Origin of the sequence: Streptomyces sp. NWU339 (assembly GCF_003143855.1) — a bacterium.
Classification (GTDB): Bacteria; Actinomycetota; Actinomycetes; order Streptomycetales; family Streptomycetaceae; genus Streptomyces.
The window spans coordinates 24,304-40,763 of the sequence record NZ_QFRK01000058.1; the positions used below are offsets into that span (position 1 = coordinate 24,304).

Annotated in this window: 18 protein-coding genes; 10 read left to right on the forward strand and 8 right to left on the reverse strand. The window is 69.4% G+C overall.

Annotation, left to right across the window (positions count from 1 at the left end; translation table 11 throughout):
* Positions 1 to 4 precede the first annotated feature (4 nt).
* The 5 genes from DIZ27_RS37540 to DIZ27_RS37560 form a co-directional block, all read right to left on the reverse strand.
* Positions 5 to 466 carry an MSMEG_3727 family PQQ-associated protein gene (locus tag DIZ27_RS37540; RefSeq protein WP_109382868.1) on the reverse strand — a complete coding sequence of 154 codons (462 nt, stop codon included), beginning with the start codon at positions 464 to 466 and terminating at the stop codon, positions 5 to 7.
* Positions 467 to 921: 455 nt separating this feature from the next.
* Positions 922 to 3,132: a catalase/peroxidase HPI gene (katG, locus tag DIZ27_RS37545; RefSeq protein WP_375232051.1), complete on the reverse strand. Its 2,211-nt coding sequence runs from the start codon at positions 3,130 to 3,132 to the stop codon at positions 922 to 924.
* 77 nt (positions 3,133 to 3,209) lie between these two features.
* A complete protein-coding gene (locus tag DIZ27_RS37550; protein WP_109382869.1) occupies positions 3,210 to 4,604 on the reverse strand; it encodes a DNA-binding protein in 1,395 nt (464 codons plus the stop codon).
* Between the two features lie 272 nt (positions 4,605 to 4,876).
* Positions 4,877 to 5,272, reverse strand: coding sequence for a DUF2267 domain-containing protein (locus DIZ27_RS37555; protein WP_109382870.1), 396 nt, complete (start codon positions 5,270 to 5,272; stop codon positions 4,877 to 4,879).
* A 91-nt stretch (positions 5,273 to 5,363) separates the two neighbouring features.
* Positions 5,364 to 5,786: an Hsp20/alpha crystallin family protein gene (locus DIZ27_RS37560; RefSeq protein WP_181383890.1), complete on the reverse strand. Its 423-nt coding sequence runs from the start codon at positions 5,784 to 5,786 to the stop codon at positions 5,364 to 5,366.
* A 359-nt stretch (positions 5,787 to 6,145) separates the two neighbouring features.
* Here DIZ27_RS37560 and DIZ27_RS37565 point away from each other — a divergent pair, with 359 nt between their 5' ends.
* A complete protein-coding gene (locus DIZ27_RS37565) occupies positions 6,146 to 6,601 on the forward strand; it encodes a lipocalin-like domain-containing protein (RefSeq protein ID WP_219933696.1) in 456 nt (151 codons plus the stop codon).
* 74 nt (positions 6,602 to 6,675) lie between these two features.
* Positions 6,676 to 7,443: an SDR family oxidoreductase gene (locus DIZ27_RS37570; RefSeq protein ID WP_109382873.1), complete on the forward strand. Its 768-nt coding sequence runs from the start codon at positions 6,676 to 6,678 to the stop codon at positions 7,441 to 7,443.
* A gap of 194 nt (positions 7,444 to 7,637) precedes the next feature.
* Here the strand turns inward: DIZ27_RS37570 and DIZ27_RS37575 are convergent, their stop codons facing one another.
* Entirely contained in the window at positions 7,638 to 8,279 is a 642-nt protein-coding gene (locus DIZ27_RS37575) for an NADPH-dependent F420 reductase (RefSeq protein ID WP_109382887.1), read from the reverse strand.
* A gap of 319 nt (positions 8,280 to 8,598) precedes the next feature.
* Between DIZ27_RS37575 and DIZ27_RS37580 the strand changes: the two genes are divergently transcribed.
* The 6 genes from DIZ27_RS37580 to DIZ27_RS37605 all read left to right on the forward strand — a co-directional run bounded on the left by DIZ27_RS37580 (position 8,599) and on the right by DIZ27_RS37605 (position 12,909).
* Positions 8,599 to 9,699: an NAD(P)-dependent alcohol dehydrogenase gene (locus DIZ27_RS37580; protein ID WP_109382874.1), complete on the forward strand. Its 1,101-nt coding sequence runs from the start codon at positions 8,599 to 8,601 to the stop codon at positions 9,697 to 9,699.
* A 265-nt stretch (positions 9,700 to 9,964) separates the two neighbouring features.
* Positions 9,965 to 11,356, forward strand: a complete 1,392-nt coding sequence (locus tag DIZ27_RS37585; RefSeq protein WP_109382875.1) for a serine/threonine-protein kinase — start codon at positions 9,965 to 9,967, stop codon at positions 11,354 to 11,356.
* Positions 11,357 to 11,679: 323 nt separating this feature from the next.
* On the forward strand, positions 11,680 to 11,802 hold the full coding sequence (locus tag DIZ27_RS48985) for a type II toxin-antitoxin system Phd/YefM family antitoxin (protein WP_375232052.1): 123 nt from the start codon (positions 11,680 to 11,682) through the stop codon (positions 11,800 to 11,802).
* The gene (locus DIZ27_RS37595) at positions 11,799 to 12,080 is read left to right on the forward strand and encodes a type II toxin-antitoxin system Phd/YefM family antitoxin (RefSeq protein ID WP_258308724.1); all 282 of its coding nucleotides are present in this window, start codon (positions 11,799 to 11,801) and stop codon (positions 12,078 to 12,080) included. The genes DIZ27_RS48985 and DIZ27_RS37595 overlap by 4 nt, the downstream gene beginning before the upstream one ends.
* Positions 12,081 to 12,084: 4 nt before the next feature.
* Positions 12,085 to 12,366 (forward strand): type II toxin-antitoxin system RelE/ParE family toxin, encoded by a 282-nt coding sequence (locus tag DIZ27_RS37600; RefSeq protein ID WP_109382877.1) that lies wholly within the window; start codon positions 12,085 to 12,087, stop codon positions 12,364 to 12,366.
* A 48-nt stretch (positions 12,367 to 12,414) separates the two neighbouring features.
* On the forward strand, positions 12,415 to 12,909 hold the full coding sequence (locus DIZ27_RS37605; RefSeq protein ID WP_258308725.1) for an ATP-binding protein: 495 nt from the start codon (positions 12,415 to 12,417) through the stop codon (positions 12,907 to 12,909).
* A 75-nt stretch (positions 12,910 to 12,984) separates the two neighbouring features.
* Here DIZ27_RS37605 and DIZ27_RS37610 read toward each other — a convergent pair whose 3' ends face one another.
* Together DIZ27_RS37610 and DIZ27_RS37615 are read right to left on the reverse strand one after the other, a co-directional pair.
* Positions 12,985 to 13,851, reverse strand: a complete 867-nt coding sequence (locus DIZ27_RS37610; RefSeq protein WP_109382879.1) for an NAD(P)-dependent oxidoreductase — start codon at positions 13,849 to 13,851, stop codon at positions 12,985 to 12,987.
* Between the two features lie 112 nt (positions 13,852 to 13,963).
* Positions 13,964 to 14,443, reverse strand: a complete 480-nt coding sequence (locus DIZ27_RS37615) for a helix-turn-helix domain-containing protein (RefSeq protein WP_109382880.1) — start codon at positions 14,441 to 14,443, stop codon at positions 13,964 to 13,966.
* Between the two features lie 90 nt (positions 14,444 to 14,533).
* On the opposite strand from DIZ27_RS37615, the gene DIZ27_RS37620 reads away from it, so the two are divergent.
* Positions 14,534 to 15,019: a PaaI family thioesterase gene (locus tag DIZ27_RS37620; RefSeq protein ID WP_109382881.1), complete on the forward strand. Its 486-nt coding sequence runs from the start codon at positions 14,534 to 14,536 to the stop codon at positions 15,017 to 15,019.
* Positions 15,020 to 15,353: 334 nt separating this feature from the next.
* Entirely contained in the window at positions 15,354 to 16,346 is a 993-nt protein-coding gene (locus tag DIZ27_RS37625) for a glycoside hydrolase family 11 protein (protein WP_109382882.1), read from the forward strand.
* The last annotated feature ends 114 nt before the right edge of the window (positions 16,347 to 16,460 follow it).

Below are 16,460 nucleotides of genomic sequence, written 5' to 3' on the forward strand. Positions count from 1 at the left end.
CTTTCTACGGCCGCGGCTGTTCGGGGCGGTCGAGGCGAGCCTCCGGCGGAGCGTCCCCCAGGACGACGATGGCCCCGGTCAGCCCCCGGCCCTCGTCATTGCCCGTGGGCGAACTGAACCAGTAGTAGCCCGGCCCGTCGAGGTTGAGGGTGGCCCGTCCTCGCGAATGGTTCACCAACCAGATGAACTTCCGGTCGCCGTTGCTCGGCAGGAGCGCGCAGTGCGTGTTCAGGTCGTCATTGACGAGCTCGAGTTCGATATCGCCTCCATGGGGCATGACCAGAATAGAAGGATCCCAGATCAGCTCATCCGGGTTGATACGAATGGTGGCCTGCATGCGGCCGTCCGATCCCTCAGTGGCCTGCCCGATGTTTCCGGTTGCCAGCACTTGACCCAGCGCTGCTTTGTTCTGTGCGGCCAACCCGATCTTGTCCAGCAGGTCGGCTCGCTCCTGCGCGGTCGTCATCGGGGCTTCACTCTCCTCGTCCCGAATCTCTATGTCCACTTCGCATGGGCCGCGCTGACGGCGGTACGCCGCGGCCGATTGCACACCTCCGTTCGGAAAAAGGGTCTCCGAATCGACTTCGAAAATTCCTTTTTGTGTCGCCCGAGGCCCGGCTGTAATCGGCGGTCAAGAGGCGCGCTGCCCCAGGTGAATCACGCCGAAAAGGGTGAAAAATTATTATTCAATAAGTACGTTACGCCGGACGAATCACACCGACAAGGGTGAGCACCATCTCGGGCCGGCTCATGCCGTTCGTCCGCGAACAGCTACCGCTCGTACCGGATGTGCCACCGTTGGGAGGAGCCGGGCTGCACCGCGTCGCGCCGGGGCCGGTGGCAGCCCCGGTCAACCGTCGCCGATCAACACCGGCTGACCGGTCCCGACGCCTCTTCCGGTGTCCGGGCCCCGATGGAGGATCAAGCGAGGTCGTACCGATCGAGGTTCATGACCTTGTGCCACGCGGCGACGAAGTCCTGCACGAACTTCTCCCGTGCGTCGTCGCTCGCGTAGACCTCCGCGACGGCACGCAGTTCGGAGTTCGAGCCGAAGACGAGGTCGACGCGGCTACCGGTCCACTTGACCTCGCCGGTGGCGCGGTCGCGTCCCTCGAAGGTTTCCGCGGTCGCGGACGTCGGCTTCCACTCCGTGCCCGTGTCGAGCAGATTCACGAAGAAGTCGTTGGTGAGCGACCCGGGCGCCGAGGTGAAGACGCCCAGCGGCGACTGCTGGTGGTTGGCGCCCAGCACCCGCAGGCCACCCACGAGGACGGTCATCTCGGGCGCGCTCAGGTTCAGCAGGTTCGCGCGGTCGACCAGCAGGTGCTCCGACGGCAGCCGGTTGCCCTTGCCGCGGTAGTTGCGGAACCCGTCCGCGGTCGGCTCGAGCGGGGCGAAGGACTCCGCATCGGTCCACTCCTGCGTGGCGTCCGTGCGTCCCGGAGTGAAGGGGACCTGGACGTCGTGGCCGGCGATCTCGGCGGCCCGCTCGACGGCGGCGGCTCCGCCGAGCACGATGAGATCGGCCAGTGAGATCCTCTTGTCCCCGGCCTGGGAGGTCGGGGAACTGTTGAAGGACTTCTGTATCCCCTCCAGGGTGCGCAGCACCTGTGCCAGCGTGTCGGGGGCGTTGACCTCCCAGCCCCGCTGCGGCTCGAGGCGGATGCGTGCGCCGTTCGCCCCGCCCCGCTTGTCGCTGACGCGGAACGTCGAGGCCGACGCCCACGCGGTCGAGACGAGCTGGGAGACCGACAGCCCGGAGGCGAGGATCCGGCTCTTGAGCACGGCGATGTCCGCCGGCCCGACGAGTTCGTGGTCCACGGCGGGGAGCGGGTCCTGCCAGCGCAGCGTCTCCCGGGGGACCAGCGGTCCGAGGTAGCGCTGGATCGGGCCCATGTCGAGGTGCGTCAGCTTGAACCAGACCCGGGCGAACGCATCCGCGAGCTGGTCCGGGTTCTCCAGGAAGCGCCGCGCGATCGGCTCGTAGACCGGGTCCGACCGCAGCGCGAGGTCCGTCGTCAGGATCGTCGGGGCGTGTGTCGTCGACGGGTCGTGGGCGTCCGGCACGGTGCCCGCCCCGCCGCCGTCCCTCGGGATCCACTGCCACAGGCCGGCGGGGCTCAGTTCCAGGTCCCACTCGTAGCCGAACAGGGTCTCGAGGAAGCCGTTGTCCCATTTCGTCGGGGTGGGTGTCCACGTACCCTCGAGCCCGCTGGAGATGGTGTCCGCGCCCTTTCCGGTGCCGTAGTTGCTCTTCCAGCCCAGGCCCTGCTCCTCGAGGGGAGCGCCCTCGGGTTCGGGGCCGAGGTGGGCGTCCGGGTCGGCCGCGCCGTGGGTCTTGCCGAACGTGTGGCCCCCCGCGATCAGCGCGACGGTCTCCTCGTCGTTCATCCCCATGCGCCGGAACGTCTCGCGGATGTCCCGGGCCGCGGTGAGCGGGTCCGGGACGGTTTTCGGTCCCTCCGGGTTGACGTAGATGAGGCCCATCTGGGCGGCGGCCAGAGGGTTCTCCAGATTCCGGACGCCGCCGTGGCGTTCGTCGCCGAGCCAGGCGTGCTCGGGACCCCAGTAGACGTCCTCGTCGGGCTCCCAGACGTCCGCCCGGCCGCCGGCGAAGCCGAAGGTCGTGAAGCCCATCGTCTCCAGGGCCCGGTTGCCCGCGAAGATCATCAGGTCGGCCCAGGAAATCTTGCGGCCGTACTTCTTCTTCACCGGCCAGAGCAGCCGGCGCGCCTTCTCGAGGTTGCGATTGTCCGGCCAGCTGTTCAGCGGCGCGAAACGCTGCATGCCGGCGCCCGCGCCACCGCGGCCGTCGTCGATGCGGTACGTCCCGGCGGAATGCCACACCATCCGGATCACGAGCGGCCCGTAGTGGCCGAAGTCGGCCGGCCACCACTCCTGCGACGTCGTCAGCACCTCGTCGACGTCCCGTGCCAGGGCGTCGAGGTCGAGCGTCCGGAACTCCGCGGCGTAGTCGAAGTCCTCGCCCATGGGGTCGGCCATGGCGGGGTGTTTCCGGAGGATCCTCAGGTCGAGCTGGTTCGGCCACCAGTCGCGGTTGCTCGCGCCCCCGATCGGGTGGCCGGGGTGCCCGGCCGAGGCAGAGAGGCCGAGGCCGCCCGCGCTCCCCACGTTCCTCTCGCCGCCAACGGCGTCCGGGCTGTCAGACACGGGGTTTTCCTTCCGGGACAGCGGTTGTGCCGGGAAACTCAGAGGTCCAGCGCGCGACGCACGGTCGGCGCGTTTCGCCGGGAAACCGGCACCATCTCGTTCGTCCGGTCATCCATGACCAGAGACAGCTCGCCCTTGGGGCCGCGCTCGATCTCCCGGATGCGGCTGAGGTTGACCACATACCGGCGGTGCACCCGCAGGAAGCCGACGTCCGCCAGCTCACCGTCGAGCTTGTCCAGGCTCAGAGAAGCGGCCCGCAATCGCCCCTGATCGGTGGAGAGCCACACGTCGTTTCCCTGCGCTTCGGCGAAGGAGACTTCCGGCAGCCGCAGCAGCACCATCCGGTTGTCGCGCGTCGCGACCAGTCGGCGCGGCTGCATCCGAGGGTGCGCGGACTCCTCCTCCTGGGGGAACTGTGCCCCGTCGGAGGCACCGAACGAGACCAGGTTCCCGATCAGGTGTCCGGACGAGAAGACGGGTCGGAGGCTGATCGTTGTCGGCTCGTCGGCGAAGTGGGCGAAGATCTGCGTCGAGCCGACCCAGTCGGGATTGTGGGCTGCCTGCCTGGTGGCGTACCGGGCGGCTGCTATCAATTCCGGCAGCCCGGCGTTCCATCTCAGCGTGGGGTCGACCGCCGGGGTCGATGCCGGGACGCCCAGGAGCATGCTTGCCATGTCGTCGGCTATCACCACCTGGCCCGCGGTGTCCACCGCGGCGAGCGCCGCACTGGAGCGTGTCCTGGCCCGGGTGTAGGCCGCGACCAACTCGGCGCCGCTGTTCCGGGCGCGCCTCTTCAGCGGGTACCGGGTCATGGTGACCGCGTTCGCCAGCCAGCTTTCCGCGGACGCGGGAAGCCGGCTGCGCCAGCAGCAGATGTTCAGGACCGCGATCGGTTCCCTGGTCACCACGTCACGCACCGCGATGCCCGCGCAGGCCCAGTTGTGGAACGCCTGGCACCAGTGCTCCGCTCCCCTGATCGGCACCGGGCCGTGCGCCTCGAGCGCCGTGCCCATGCCGTTCGTGCCGACCGCGCACTCGGACCAGCAGAACCAGGGCGTCAGATTGGAGTCGCCGGCTCTGGCGAGCGTGGCTTGGTCGCCCCACTCGGCCAGGATCCGGCCAGTGGCATCGGTGACGGTGACGACGCCACCGAGGTTGCCCACTTCATGTGCCACGGAGGCGGCACGAAAACCCAGCTCGGCGAATACGACATCGTGCTCGGGCGTGTGGTCGGGCGTCGTGACAGCCACCGGAGCCTCTGTGAGGTGGGGATCGACCCGGTACTGCTCTCGGCAGCGATGCCAGGAGATCGCCACCAGGGGCCGGACACCCGGGACCTGGTCCTCGCCCTGCACGAACCGTTCCCACGCCGCGAGCACGGTGCCGCTGCCCAGGTCCGCCGAGATGGGCTCGAGCCGATGTACATCCCTCATGGTTCAGAACCGCCCTTGGTCCGTCCCCAACGCCCGACGGCGTGCGCGCGGTCCGCGCCGGTCGCCGCTCGTCGCGGCGGGCCTGCAGCGGACCGGGCACTGCGTCGCGCGTCTTCCTGCTTCGTCACTCGTTCCGGGCTGTGTCACATACCTGCACTCCCGCACTCCCCACCCTAGGTACCGTTGTCGGGCTGCGCACGTCCCGCTCCGGGCCGCGTGCGCGAGATGCCGCTTCCTGGTCGGGTCACGTCCACGCACGGGTGGTGCAGTGGTCAGGTCGGCCGGGGGCGGCCGAAGAGCAGGTCGTAGCCCGGCGGCAGCTGGAGCAGGATGCGGTTGACCAGGTCGTCGCCCGCGACGTCGGCCACCACACTGAGGGCGGCGCTGACGTCCCACGTCGCGGTCTTCTCGGTGGCGCCTTCGATCCAGGCCGCAGCCGCCCGGATGAACCGCTCCGGCGAAAGCGGTTCGTGCGCCTGGAGGGGATTGAGCAGAACCAGCGCCAGCGTTTCCGGCAGCCGGGCGGCCAGCTCGGCGCGCACTTCGCCCACCAGATGAGCACCCAGCAGGCCGAGAACGACGCGGGAGGATCGTTCCGCCTCTTCCTGGGTGGGGTATTCGCCGCGTTCTTGGACCGCGGAGATGAACGCGTCCCAGTGCATGCGCATGACGTCCTCCGAAGGGGACCGACCGATGTCTGGCGGGGGTATGCGGGCGGGAGTCCCTGGCCCGGGTTCCCGCCCGCCTCGTACTGCGGGTTCAGCCGCTGATCTGCTTGCGCGAGTCGCCGCCGCTGATGGTGATCTTGCGGGGCTCGGCCTGCTCGGCGACAGGGATGCGCAGCCGCAGCACACCGGCCTCGTAGGAGGCGTCGATGTGTTCGGTGTCCAGGGTTTCGCCGAGGAAGAGCTGGCGGCTGAAGGACCCGGTGGGTCGCTCCGCGATCACGACCTCGCTGTCCTGGCCGATGCTCGGACGGCGTTCTGCCTTGACCGTCAGCACGTTGCGCTCGATGTCCAGGTCGATCGACTCGGGGGCCACGCCCGGCAGATCCAGTTCGACGACGAAGGTGTCGCCGTCGCGGAAGGCGTCCATCGGCATGGCCGTCGGCCTCTCAGCGGTGCCGAAGACCTGCTGGGTGAGCCGGTCCAGCTCGCGGAAGGGATCGGTTCGCATGAGCATCATCGGTCACTCCTCTCCGGGACGGGATGCACATGGCGACAACACCTATATATCTCACCTCAGTAAACTTGACAAGCATCGGCTCAATGCTCTTGGGATCGAATGAAGCAGTGCAGTGGTCGAGGGCGGCGACGCTGCGACAGGCGCTGTTGCCGGCCGGGACGGGAAGTGCGCCGTGAGGCGAGCCGGCCGGTGCGTCGGCGGCTCGGTAAGGCCCGAACCCGAACGCCGCACTGGCCGAGCGCCCGCGAGTCGAACGTGGGATTTTCTCATTCAGGGGATGAACCCACCTCTCCCGACACCGGCGGGGCGCCTCAGAGGAGGCGGGGTGGTGGGTGCGTGGGGCAATGGAGGTCATCGTGCCTGAAGGGTTGCGTCAACGGCTGATCGGCGCGTGGAAACTGGTGTCGTACCGGGAAACCCCGGTGGACGGGTCCGAGCCGTTCGAACCGCTGGGCCACGCGCCGCAAGGCATCATCATGTACACCCCCGACGGATACATGTCCGCGCAGCTGTCCAGACCCGACCGCCCCGTGTTCGCCTCCGGGGACTGGTTCGACGGCACGACCGACGACTACACGGCGGAAGCGACCACTTACATCGCCTACTCGGGTCCCTTCCACGTGGATGAGGAGAAGCAGACCCTCACCCACACCATGTTCGTGTCCCTGTTCCCCAACTGGACCGGTCAGACCCAGCCACGGGTGGTGAGGCTCGAGGGACAGACGTTGCACCTGAGCACCGCGTCGCCCATCTCGTCGAGCGGCAAGACCGTCAATTCGGCGCTCACCTGGCGCAGAGCCGAACCCAACTGACCGTACCGGCCGGGACACAGCCCGCCCCCCCGGCACCGGACAGTGCGGCGCGGCCGACAAGGAGGAGGGCCCGCATGGACACACCTCGAAACGTCGTCGTGACGGCGGCGGCGAGCGGAATCGGGCTCGCGATGGCCAAGGCCTTCGCGGCCGACGGTGACCGCGTGCACATCTGCGACATCGACGAGTCGGCGCTGGAACGCGTCACTCGGGCCGATCCCCGGGTCACCGGGACGGTCTGCGACGTGTCGGACCGGCGCGCTGTCGAGACCTTCGTCGAGACCGCGGTGCGCACCCTCGGGGGCATCGACGTCCTGGTCAACAACGCGGGGATCTCCGGTCCCACCGCGTCAGTGGAGGAGACGGACCCGGACCAGTGGGAGAAGGTACTGGCCGTCAACCTCACCGGCACCTTCAACGTCACCAGGCTTTCCCTCCCTCACCTGAAGAAGTCCGCGGCCGGCGTCGTCGTCATCATGTCCTCGGTCGGCGGTCGCTACGGCTACCCGAACCGCGCTCCCTACGCGACCACCAAGCGAGGACTGCTCGGTCTGACCGAGACGCTCGCCCTCGAACTCGGGGCCGACGGGATCCGCGTCAACGCCGTCGCCCCCGGTGCCGTCGCCGGTGAACGCATCCAGCGGGTCCTGCGGGGCCGAGCCGATGCCGACGGACGCAGCCTGGCGGACGTCACCGCCGACGCGCTGAGCATCCAGTCCCTCAAGTACTTCACGGACCCCGACGACATCGCCGCACTGGTGCTCTTCCTCGCCTCCGACAGCGCCAAGTCGATCACAGGGCAGACCCTCGCCGTCGACGGCGGCTCAAAAGCCGCGCAATGACACGCCATTGAGCGTGCGACCCTTCCGGGTGAAGACTCCGGAGCCCGTTGTCCAGACGCAGAACATCGACCGCCCGCCGGACTTTTTCCGTGTTGCGGGTTGCGTTCCGGCGCGTGGTCGACGTGGTCCGTGCAGGCGCTGAGAACAGCCACCACGCTGTGCATCGGGGAGAGAGGAAACCGATGCGCCGGCTGTCACGGCAGGATCGCGATGGCGCTGGACCAGTTCAGGCCGAGCCGTTCCTGGGACGCCATGTGCAGGAATTGGAAGGCTTCCAGCTCGCGTGCCCGGCGCAGCGGTCCCACGTCCAGGGGGCGCAGCCCCGCGGAGGAGACCAGGCCGGAGACGGCCTGCTTCGCTGCCTCGTCGTCTCCGGCGATGAAGACGTCCAGTGGCCGGCCTGCCACCTCCCCCGTGGTGAGCGTCCCGGCGAAGGTGGTGTTGAAGGCCTTGACGACCCGGCTTTCCTGCACGGCGGCGGCGATCTGCTCGGCGGCGGAGGTGCCGGGGGGCACGACGAGTGAGTCGAAGGTGGTGAAATCCACCGGGTTGGAGATGTCGACGACGACCTTCCCTGCCAGGGGGCCGGCCCACGCGGCGGCGACGTCGCGTCCGGCCGGATAGGGCAGGGCGAGCACCACGAGGTCGGAGTCAGCCACGGCGTCGGCGTCGACCGCCGTGACGTCCGCTCCGGGGGTGGCCTGGCTCAAGGCGGTGGCCAGCTCCTCCGCCTTGGCCTTCCCGCGGTCGTGCAGACGGACGGAGTGCCCGCCCGCCAACGCCCGGGTACCGATGCCGCGGGCCATGTTCCCGGCACCGACGATGGTGACGATCATGCGTTGCTCCTCGATGGACGTCACATGCCTTCCACCCTCGCACTCCCGGACGGCCGCTGCCACCGATCGAGGTTCTTCCGGCTGGTGCCGTACGCCGCGCCGGTACCGAACGCCCCCGGCGGGAACCTCCCCACCCGCTCACCTGCCACCCGGGACGACCTCACACCCCATCGGCGCCACCATCACCCGTTCGCGAAACGGAACTTCGTGGCGGTCACTCCTGTTCAAGCACCCTCCGAACCCTGGTTAGCGTTTGCTCGCAAAGTCATTTACGGTTCAACTATCCGCACGACGCAGGAGCGAAAGGATGGTTTGTGCCATGAACGTCACCGCCGCTGTCGCCCGGGGCGAGTCGAAGCCACTGACGATCGAGGAGCTCGAACTGGACGACCTTCGGCCGGGCGAGGTCCGGGTCCGCATGGTCGCCACCGGTGTGTGCCACACGGACGCGATCGTGAGGGACCAGGTGTACCCGACCCCGCTGCCCGCCGTCCTCGGTCACGAGGGATCCGGTGTCGTGGAGGCGGTCGGCAGTGCGGTCACCACTGTGGTGCCCGGGGATCACGTGGTCCTGTCGGCCGCGTCCTGCGGAGTCTGCGCGCAGTGCATGAGCGGGAACCCGACCTACTGCGAGAACGCCTACGAGCAGTGCTTCGGCGGCCGGCGCTCCGACGGCACCACCTCCCTGTCCTCGAACGGGGAGCAGGTGTCCTCCCACTTCTTCGGCCAGTCCTCCTTCGCGACCCACGCCAACGTCGTGGAGCGCAGCGTGGTCAAGGTTCCGGCCGACGTACCGCTGGAGAAGCTCGGCCCGCTGGGCTGCGGCCTGCAGACCGGCGCCGGAGCGGTGCTCAACGAACTGCAGCCCGCCGCGGGCACGTCCCTGGTGGTCTTCGGGGCCGGAGCGGTCGGCTCGGCGGCCGTCATGGCGGCCAAGGTCGCCGGCTGCACCACGATCGTCGCCGTGGACCTGCACGACTCCCGGCTGGACCTGGCCCGACGGATCGGCGCCACCCACACCGTCAACTCCGGCAGTGCCGACGTCGTGTCCGAGCTGAAGAGGATCACCGGCGGCAAGGGCGTGGACTACGTCGTGGACACCACCGCCGTACCGGCCCTGCTGACCCAGGCGTTGGACGCCCTGGCGATCCGGGGCACCATCGTGCTCGTCGGAGCCGCGGCGGCCGGTACGACGGTCCCCTTCGAGATCGGCGAGTCCCTCCTGAAGGGCTGGACGTTCAAGACCGTCATCGAGGGCAGCGCGGTCCCGCAGGTCTTCATCCCCCGCCTCGTCGAGCTGTGGCAGCAGGGCCGCTTCCCCTTCGACGAGCTCGTGCAGACCTACGAACTCAAGGAGATCAACGAGGCGTTCGCCGACTCGGCCAGTGGGGCGGCGGTCAAGCCGGTCGTCGTCTTCTGACGCCGTCTGACGTCTCTGACGCGGCCGAGGGCCGTCGAGGCCGGGAGCCGGGGGGCGAGTCCCGCGGGCCCCGCAGTCCGAACCTGAGGGGCGCACGAGTCGTTGAGCTCGTGCGCCCCTCAACGGCTTCTGGAACACGGCTGCTTCGGGCTCTCGGTTGCCCGGTCGAGCCTTCCGTGTTCATCCGGTCACAGTCCGTAGACTGTGGTGCGCCGGTGTGGCCGGGGGAGGACCGGGACGAGAGTGTGGGGATACGAGAGCGCCGATGAAGCCGCTGGACACCAATGCGGACCCGCGTGTGGTGGGACCGTTCGAACTGCTCGCCCGGCTTGGCGCGGGTGGCATGGGCGTCGCCTATCTGGCGCGCGAAATCCCGCTGGAGGGCCTTTCCGACGAGATGGTCGCGGCCTACCGGCTGGTCGAGCCCGATCATGATCGTGGCCGTGACGAGGTGGCCGACCCGTCGCGGCTCGCCGTGGTCAAGATGATCCAGCCGTCCCTGCTGGGCCAGCCGCAGGCCCGCGAGCGGTTCGCGCGGGAGATCGACGCCGTCCGCGCGGTGGCCGGCGACCGGGTTCCGGCGCTGCGCGCGGCGGACCCGGAGGCCGGTGAGCTGTGGTTCGCCATGGACTACATCGCCGGACCGGCGCTGCACACCCTGGTGAAGGGGGCCGGACCCCTTCCCGCCGGGCCGTGCGCGGCGCTCGGTCTGGCCCTCGTGGACGCGTTGGCGGCCATTCACGGGAGGAAGCTGCTGCACCGCGACCTCAAGCCGAGCAACGTCGTGCTCGGTCCGAACGGGCCGGTGGTGCTGGACTTCGGCCTGGCGGTGCTCGCCGAGCGCCAGTCCAGCCAGGCGCTCACCCGGACCGGCGACCGCCTGGGCACGCGCCCCTACATGCCCGTCGAGCAACTGCGCGACAGCAAGCACGTCGAGGCGCCCGCCGATGTGTACGCCCTCGGCGCCACCCTCTTCTTCGCGCTGACGGGCCGGGCGCCGTATCCCTACATGCCGTTGATGGTGCCCCCGACGTGGGAAGGCGTCGATCCGGCCTTTCTGCCGCTGCTGGGCCGGGTGATCGTCGCCGAACCGCTCCGGCGTCCGGATCTCGACGGTGTGCGGGAGAGCCTGTCGACCCTGCTCACCGACGCCGGCCTGACCCTCGAACAGGCGGCGGAGCAGCTCCGGGAGCGGGTCACCGACGCCGACCTGACGCCGAAGCTGCCCCCCGAGGCGCTCAAGGGCCGTGCCGACCCCGTCGTACGGGAGCTGGCGCAGAAGGCGGTCGACGAGGGCGAGGCACCGGACGCCCCCTGGGCGGAGGACGACCCGGGCTTCTACGGCCTCGTGAACACGGAGGACATCGAGTGGGTGGTCGAGGGGGCGGACGGCCCCGGCGGCCACCCGCCCACGCTCCTGGACGACGGTCGGGAGCGGACGCCCACGGCGCCGACGGTCCCGCTGCCCGCGTCCGAGCGCCGGCCGGGCGATGAACCCGCTGCCGTCGGCCACCCCCTTCCGCCTCCCCGGCCGGGGGAGGCCCCGATGGCTCCGGCGGATCCGGCAGGGGCGGTGGGTGCCGCCCCGAAGGTCGCGAGCCGTCCGGGGGGAGACCGGGAGGGGGCCGGAAGCCGATCGGGCACCCCGCGCACGTGAGGACCCTGCCGGTTCCTTCGGGACGGCAGAGCCCTCACGGCCGTACGTGCCTCAGACGCTCCGCTCCGACAGGGCCGACCCAGGGCTTGGAACCCGCGCCGAACGCCTCCCGCCCCGCCCCGCCCCTGCGCCTCCGATGCCCCTGACGCAATCGACGCCCTCGATCTCGCCGGCGTCGAGGAGAGTGGCCGTGGGTTGCCTCCTTGTGGCGGGGCCGACCGCGCGCCGGGACCGGCATCCGCGCCCGGACGGATCGGGCAAGACGGTCCGGGCCGAGTGCGCACTCACGTGGAGCGGTGCCCTCTGAGGGTGTGGGGGTGACCGTGTGCGAGTTCAACCAGAACGCCTTGGAGGTCCTCGCCGCAGCCGGACGCGGCGAGCGGATCACCGTGACCAAGAACGGGCGGCCGATGTGTTCATGTACATCTGCTACATTCGTGACATGAGTGATCCGGTGGTTGAATCCATGGCCGAGGTGCGGAGCCACCTCGCCGACGTCATCGACCGCGCCCGGCGCGAGGAGATCCCGACGATCATCACGCGACGCGGCAAGCAGGAAGCCGTCGTGATCGACATCGAGGAGTACCGGCGGCTGCGCGGGATCGCCGAGGAGGCCGAGGAGGCCTGGCTCAACCGGCTGGCCGACGAGGCCGAGTCCGAGGGGGTGGAGGGAGCGGTCTCGATCGAGGAGATGGCCGCCATGCTCCGGGACGGGCAGGACTGACCGCATGGGGTACGTCACCCGCTTCACGCCGCACGCACAGCGGGACATGCTCAAGATCCCGCGTCCGGACGCGCTGCGGATCCTGTATCGCCTCACCGAATTGCAGAAGGCCATGGATTCGGGGGACACGGCGGCGTTCGACGTCAAAGCCCTGCAGGGCCACAGCGCCCGGTGGCGGCTCCGTGTCGGTGACTACCGCGTCGTCTACACCGTCGAGGACGGCCGACTGATCGTGTGGGTCATGGCCCTGGGCAATCGCCGCGACGTCTACCGGCAGGTTCCCTGACGGACGGCCGAGTACCGCACGGTCCGACTCACCACCCTCACGCCCCACTTGACCACCGATCAGGAGGCAGGCGCACACCTGGACCGCACCTTTGCGATGGGCTTCACTTCCACGCCGCGCGGAGCCCGTCTCGCCCGTCGCCTGACGGCCCTCCGGCGGGATGCCCGGGGCATCCCGTACGACACCGACGATCACCACGAAATCGTGCTGATCGTCGCGGAGTCGACCGCCGACGCGGTGGTGCACGGGCATGCCCCCGGCCGGGACTTCCACCTGCGGGTGCACGCCCCGGCCGACGGCCGTACCGTCCGCGTCGAGGTCTCCGACGCCCGCGCCGAACGGGCGCCCCGGAGCCCCGCCGTCGCCCCGGAGGCCACCGGGACGGGTCGAAGAGGCGGCCGGGGGTTACTGCTCGTCTCGCGTCTGGCGGCCCGCTGGGACCGGCACCCACGACCCGGCGCTCCGGGCAAGACGGTGTGGGCGCAGTACACGCTCTCCGACCGGGCCGCGCCGAGCGGGTCCGTGCCCCCGTGTGTGCGGTAGTACCGCGCACCACGAAGTCGGCCTGCCATCACGCGTCCATCATCCGTTGAGGCTTGAACCTGGCCACGGAGCGGTTCACGCCGACGGCGGCTTCCTGAGGGAGTCGACGGCGGCGAGGTCGTCGTTGCCGTGCCCGGCTGCGACGGTTGCCTCCAGGCGGTCGCGGACCGCTTGGAACAGAGGGCTGGGGGTGGCGGCCTCAGCGGCCAGGTCGACGTCCTTCAGGGCGAGTCGCACCGCGAAGCCGGGCGCGTACGACGTCTCCTCCATGGCGCCGACCTTCTGCAACTCGTACGGCATGGACAGCGGGCCCGCCTCCAGTACCCGGACCAATGTCGCATGGTCGACACCGAGCGCGTCGCACAGCGCGAGGACGTCGCTCGCGGCCACCGTCGCGGCCGTCATCCAGGCGTTGACCGCAAGTTTGACGGCGCTGCCTTCGACCCCCGTCCCCACGTGCTGTACGGACGAGCCGAGAGCGTCGAGCACGGGACGCGCCCGCGTGAGGACGTCCTCGGATCCGGCGACGATCCAGATCAGCTTGCCCTGCCGGGCGGGAGCGGTGCTTCCCGAGACCGGTGCGTCGAGGAAGGCGACACCGTGATCACGAGCCAGACCGGCCAGGGCGTCGGCGCTCCGTGGGCCCACCGTGCTCGCCTGCACCCAGACGGCGGCGTCGTCGAGCCGGGGGAGGGCATCGGACATGACCGTCGCGACCGCGTCGCCGTCACGGAGCACCGTGATGACGACGGACGCGCCGGAGACCGCATCGCCCAGAGCCTCCACCGCCGTGATCCCGGCGGCCTGCTCCGCCACCACGCGGGCCTTCTCCCGCGTACGGTTCCACAGCCGTACGTCGTGACCGGTTTCTCCGAGCCGCGTCGCCATCGCGGCGCCGAGTGCGCCGGCTCCGAGGACGGTGACGGTTGTGGTGCGCGACATGGAAGGCTCCCTCGCAGGATTCTCTTCCCCCTGTCGATTTTCCGCTGGGAACCCGAATCCTTCCTGGCGGAGGAAACGCGGCGCGGGTGCCCGTGCGCCCGTCGGTCCGCTGCTACCGGGCGGGCGCGGTCGCGGGGTGCGCGGACGGGCCGGGGCGGGTGAGTGCCTCCGGGGGAATGAGCGCACCGTGTCCCGCCGTGCAGACGACCACGGCTTCCACCGGCCGGCCGCACTCGCGGTGAGCGACTTCCAGCGGGGGTCCTTCGGGGTCCGCCGTGTAGCGGTCGCCCCACTGCTTGAGGGCGATCATCGCGGGCCACAGGTCCCAGCCCTTGCGGGTGAGCCGGTACTCGTGGCGGGTGCGGCTGCCGGGCTCGCTGTAGGGGACGGTGCGCAGGATCCCGGCCGCGACCAGCTTCCGCAGCCGGTCGGTCAGCACGCTCTCGGACAGCCCGACGTGCCGGCGGAAGTCGTCGAAGCGCCGTACGCCGTTCATGGCGTCTCTGACAAGCAGCAGCGACCACTTCTCTCCGACCAGGTCGAGAGTCCGCTGGACCGTGCAGTTCTCGGTGCTCGTCTCAAGCCACGTCATACGGGAATGGTAGGCAGGCTTCGGTATTGACACCCAGAGCTCGTGCCATCTAACTTCGAAAAAAGTAGCCAGGTGGGGAAAGGTGTTTCCGTGGAAAGATCACGCACGTTCGGCTGGGAGGACCCGGGCATCCTGGACGCGGCCATGGGGCAGGACAGCGGTCTCACCGTGATGTGCGACTGGCTGGCCGGCCGTCTTCCCGACCCGCCGGTCGCTGCGGCTCTCGGGATGACTCTCGAGGAGGTCGAGCAGGGCCGTGTGGTGTTCGCACTCGTCCCCGGCGAGGAGCACTACAACCCGCTCGGCAGCGTGCACGGCGGTGTCTATGCCACCCTGCTCGACTCGGCGGCGGGCTGTGCGGTGCTGTCGATCCTGCCGAAGGGCACGCGGTACACCTCGCTCGACCTGAACGTGAAGTTCCTGCGCCCGGTCACCGTCGACACGGGCAAGGTCCGGGCCGTCGGCACGGTCCTCAAGAGTGGGCGGCGTACGGCGTTCGCCCAGGTCGAACTCGTCGATTCGGCGGACCGGTTGCTCGCCCACGCCACCAGCAGCTGCATGCTCTTCCCTGCCTGACCGTCCCTGCGCCCGCCGGGTCGCCGCGCGCAACGTGACTCAGGTGGAGCCGGCCGTCCCCGGTGCCGGGTCCGGGACTTCCCAGTGGACCCGGCCCTTCGAGGAGTCCGAAACTTTCGCTCTTACTTCACGTCATTTCTGATCTAGATTCTGAGTGATTCCTTGTGTGGGTGCTCGCCTTGCTGTGAACCTGTGTCTGAGCTGGCGATTTCTCTGTTCTCGTGGTTCTGAATGGGCGTCGAAGATTTCGAAATAATTACCGAAACTGTTGACGTCTGACGCGTGCAGGCCAACACTGGCGCCGTCGTGGAACCTCCAGGAGAGGAAACCCCCCATGAACGTGCTCGCCCGACCGAGGTGCCGCAGAAGCGGCCCCGTCACGCTGTTCATCAGAAGTGCGTGGGCCATCGCGCTGGCCGCGCTGGCCGCGATGCTGCTGCCGGGTACCGCCCACGCCGACACGGTCGTCACGACGAACCAGACCGGCACCGACAACGGCTACTACTACTCGTTCTGGACCGACAGCCAGGGCACCGTCTCCATGAACATGGGTTCCGGCGGCCAGTACAGCACCTCGTGGCGCGACACCGGCAACTTCGTCGCCGGCAAGGGCTGGAGCACCGGCGGGCGCCGGAGTGTGACCTACTCGGGCACCTTCAACCCGTCGGGCAACGCGTACCTGACCCTCTACGGATGGTCGACCAACCCGCTCGTGGAGTACTACATCGTCGACAACTGGGGCACCTACCGGCCCACGGGGACGTTCAAGGGCACCGTCACCAGCGACGGCGGCACGTACGACATCTACGAGACGACCCGCTACAACGCCCCCTCCGTCGAGGGCACCAGGACCTTCCAGCAGTACTGGAGCGTCCGGCAGTCCAAGCGGACGGGCGGCACCATCACCACCGGCAACCACTTCGACGCGTGGGCCCGGAACGGCATGAACCTGGGCACCTTCAACTACATGATCATGGCGACCGAGGGTTACCAGAGCAGCGGCAGCTCCAACATCACGGTCGGCGGCACGGGATCCGGCGGTGGTGGCGGTGGTGGCGGTGGTGGTTGTGCCGCGACGTTGTCGGCCGGTCAGCAGTGGGGTGACCGGTACAACCTCAACGTCTCCGTCACCGGGTCCAGCGACTGGACGGTGACGATGAACGTGCCGTCGCCGGCGAAGGTGCTGTCCACCTGGAACGTCAGCGCGAGTTATCCCAGCGCGCAGGTGCTGACCGCCCGGCCCAACGGCAACGGCAACAACTGGGGCGTGACCATCCAGCCCAACGGCAACTGGACCTGGCCGACGGTCTCCTGCAGCGCGGGCTGAACCGGACACGAGGAGTGAGGAGGACCCACTCGTATGCGCACCAGACTCCGTTCGTCCTTGCGTTCCCTGGTCACCGGGATGGCCGTCGCCGCGCTGGCMGCGAGACCGTCGGCC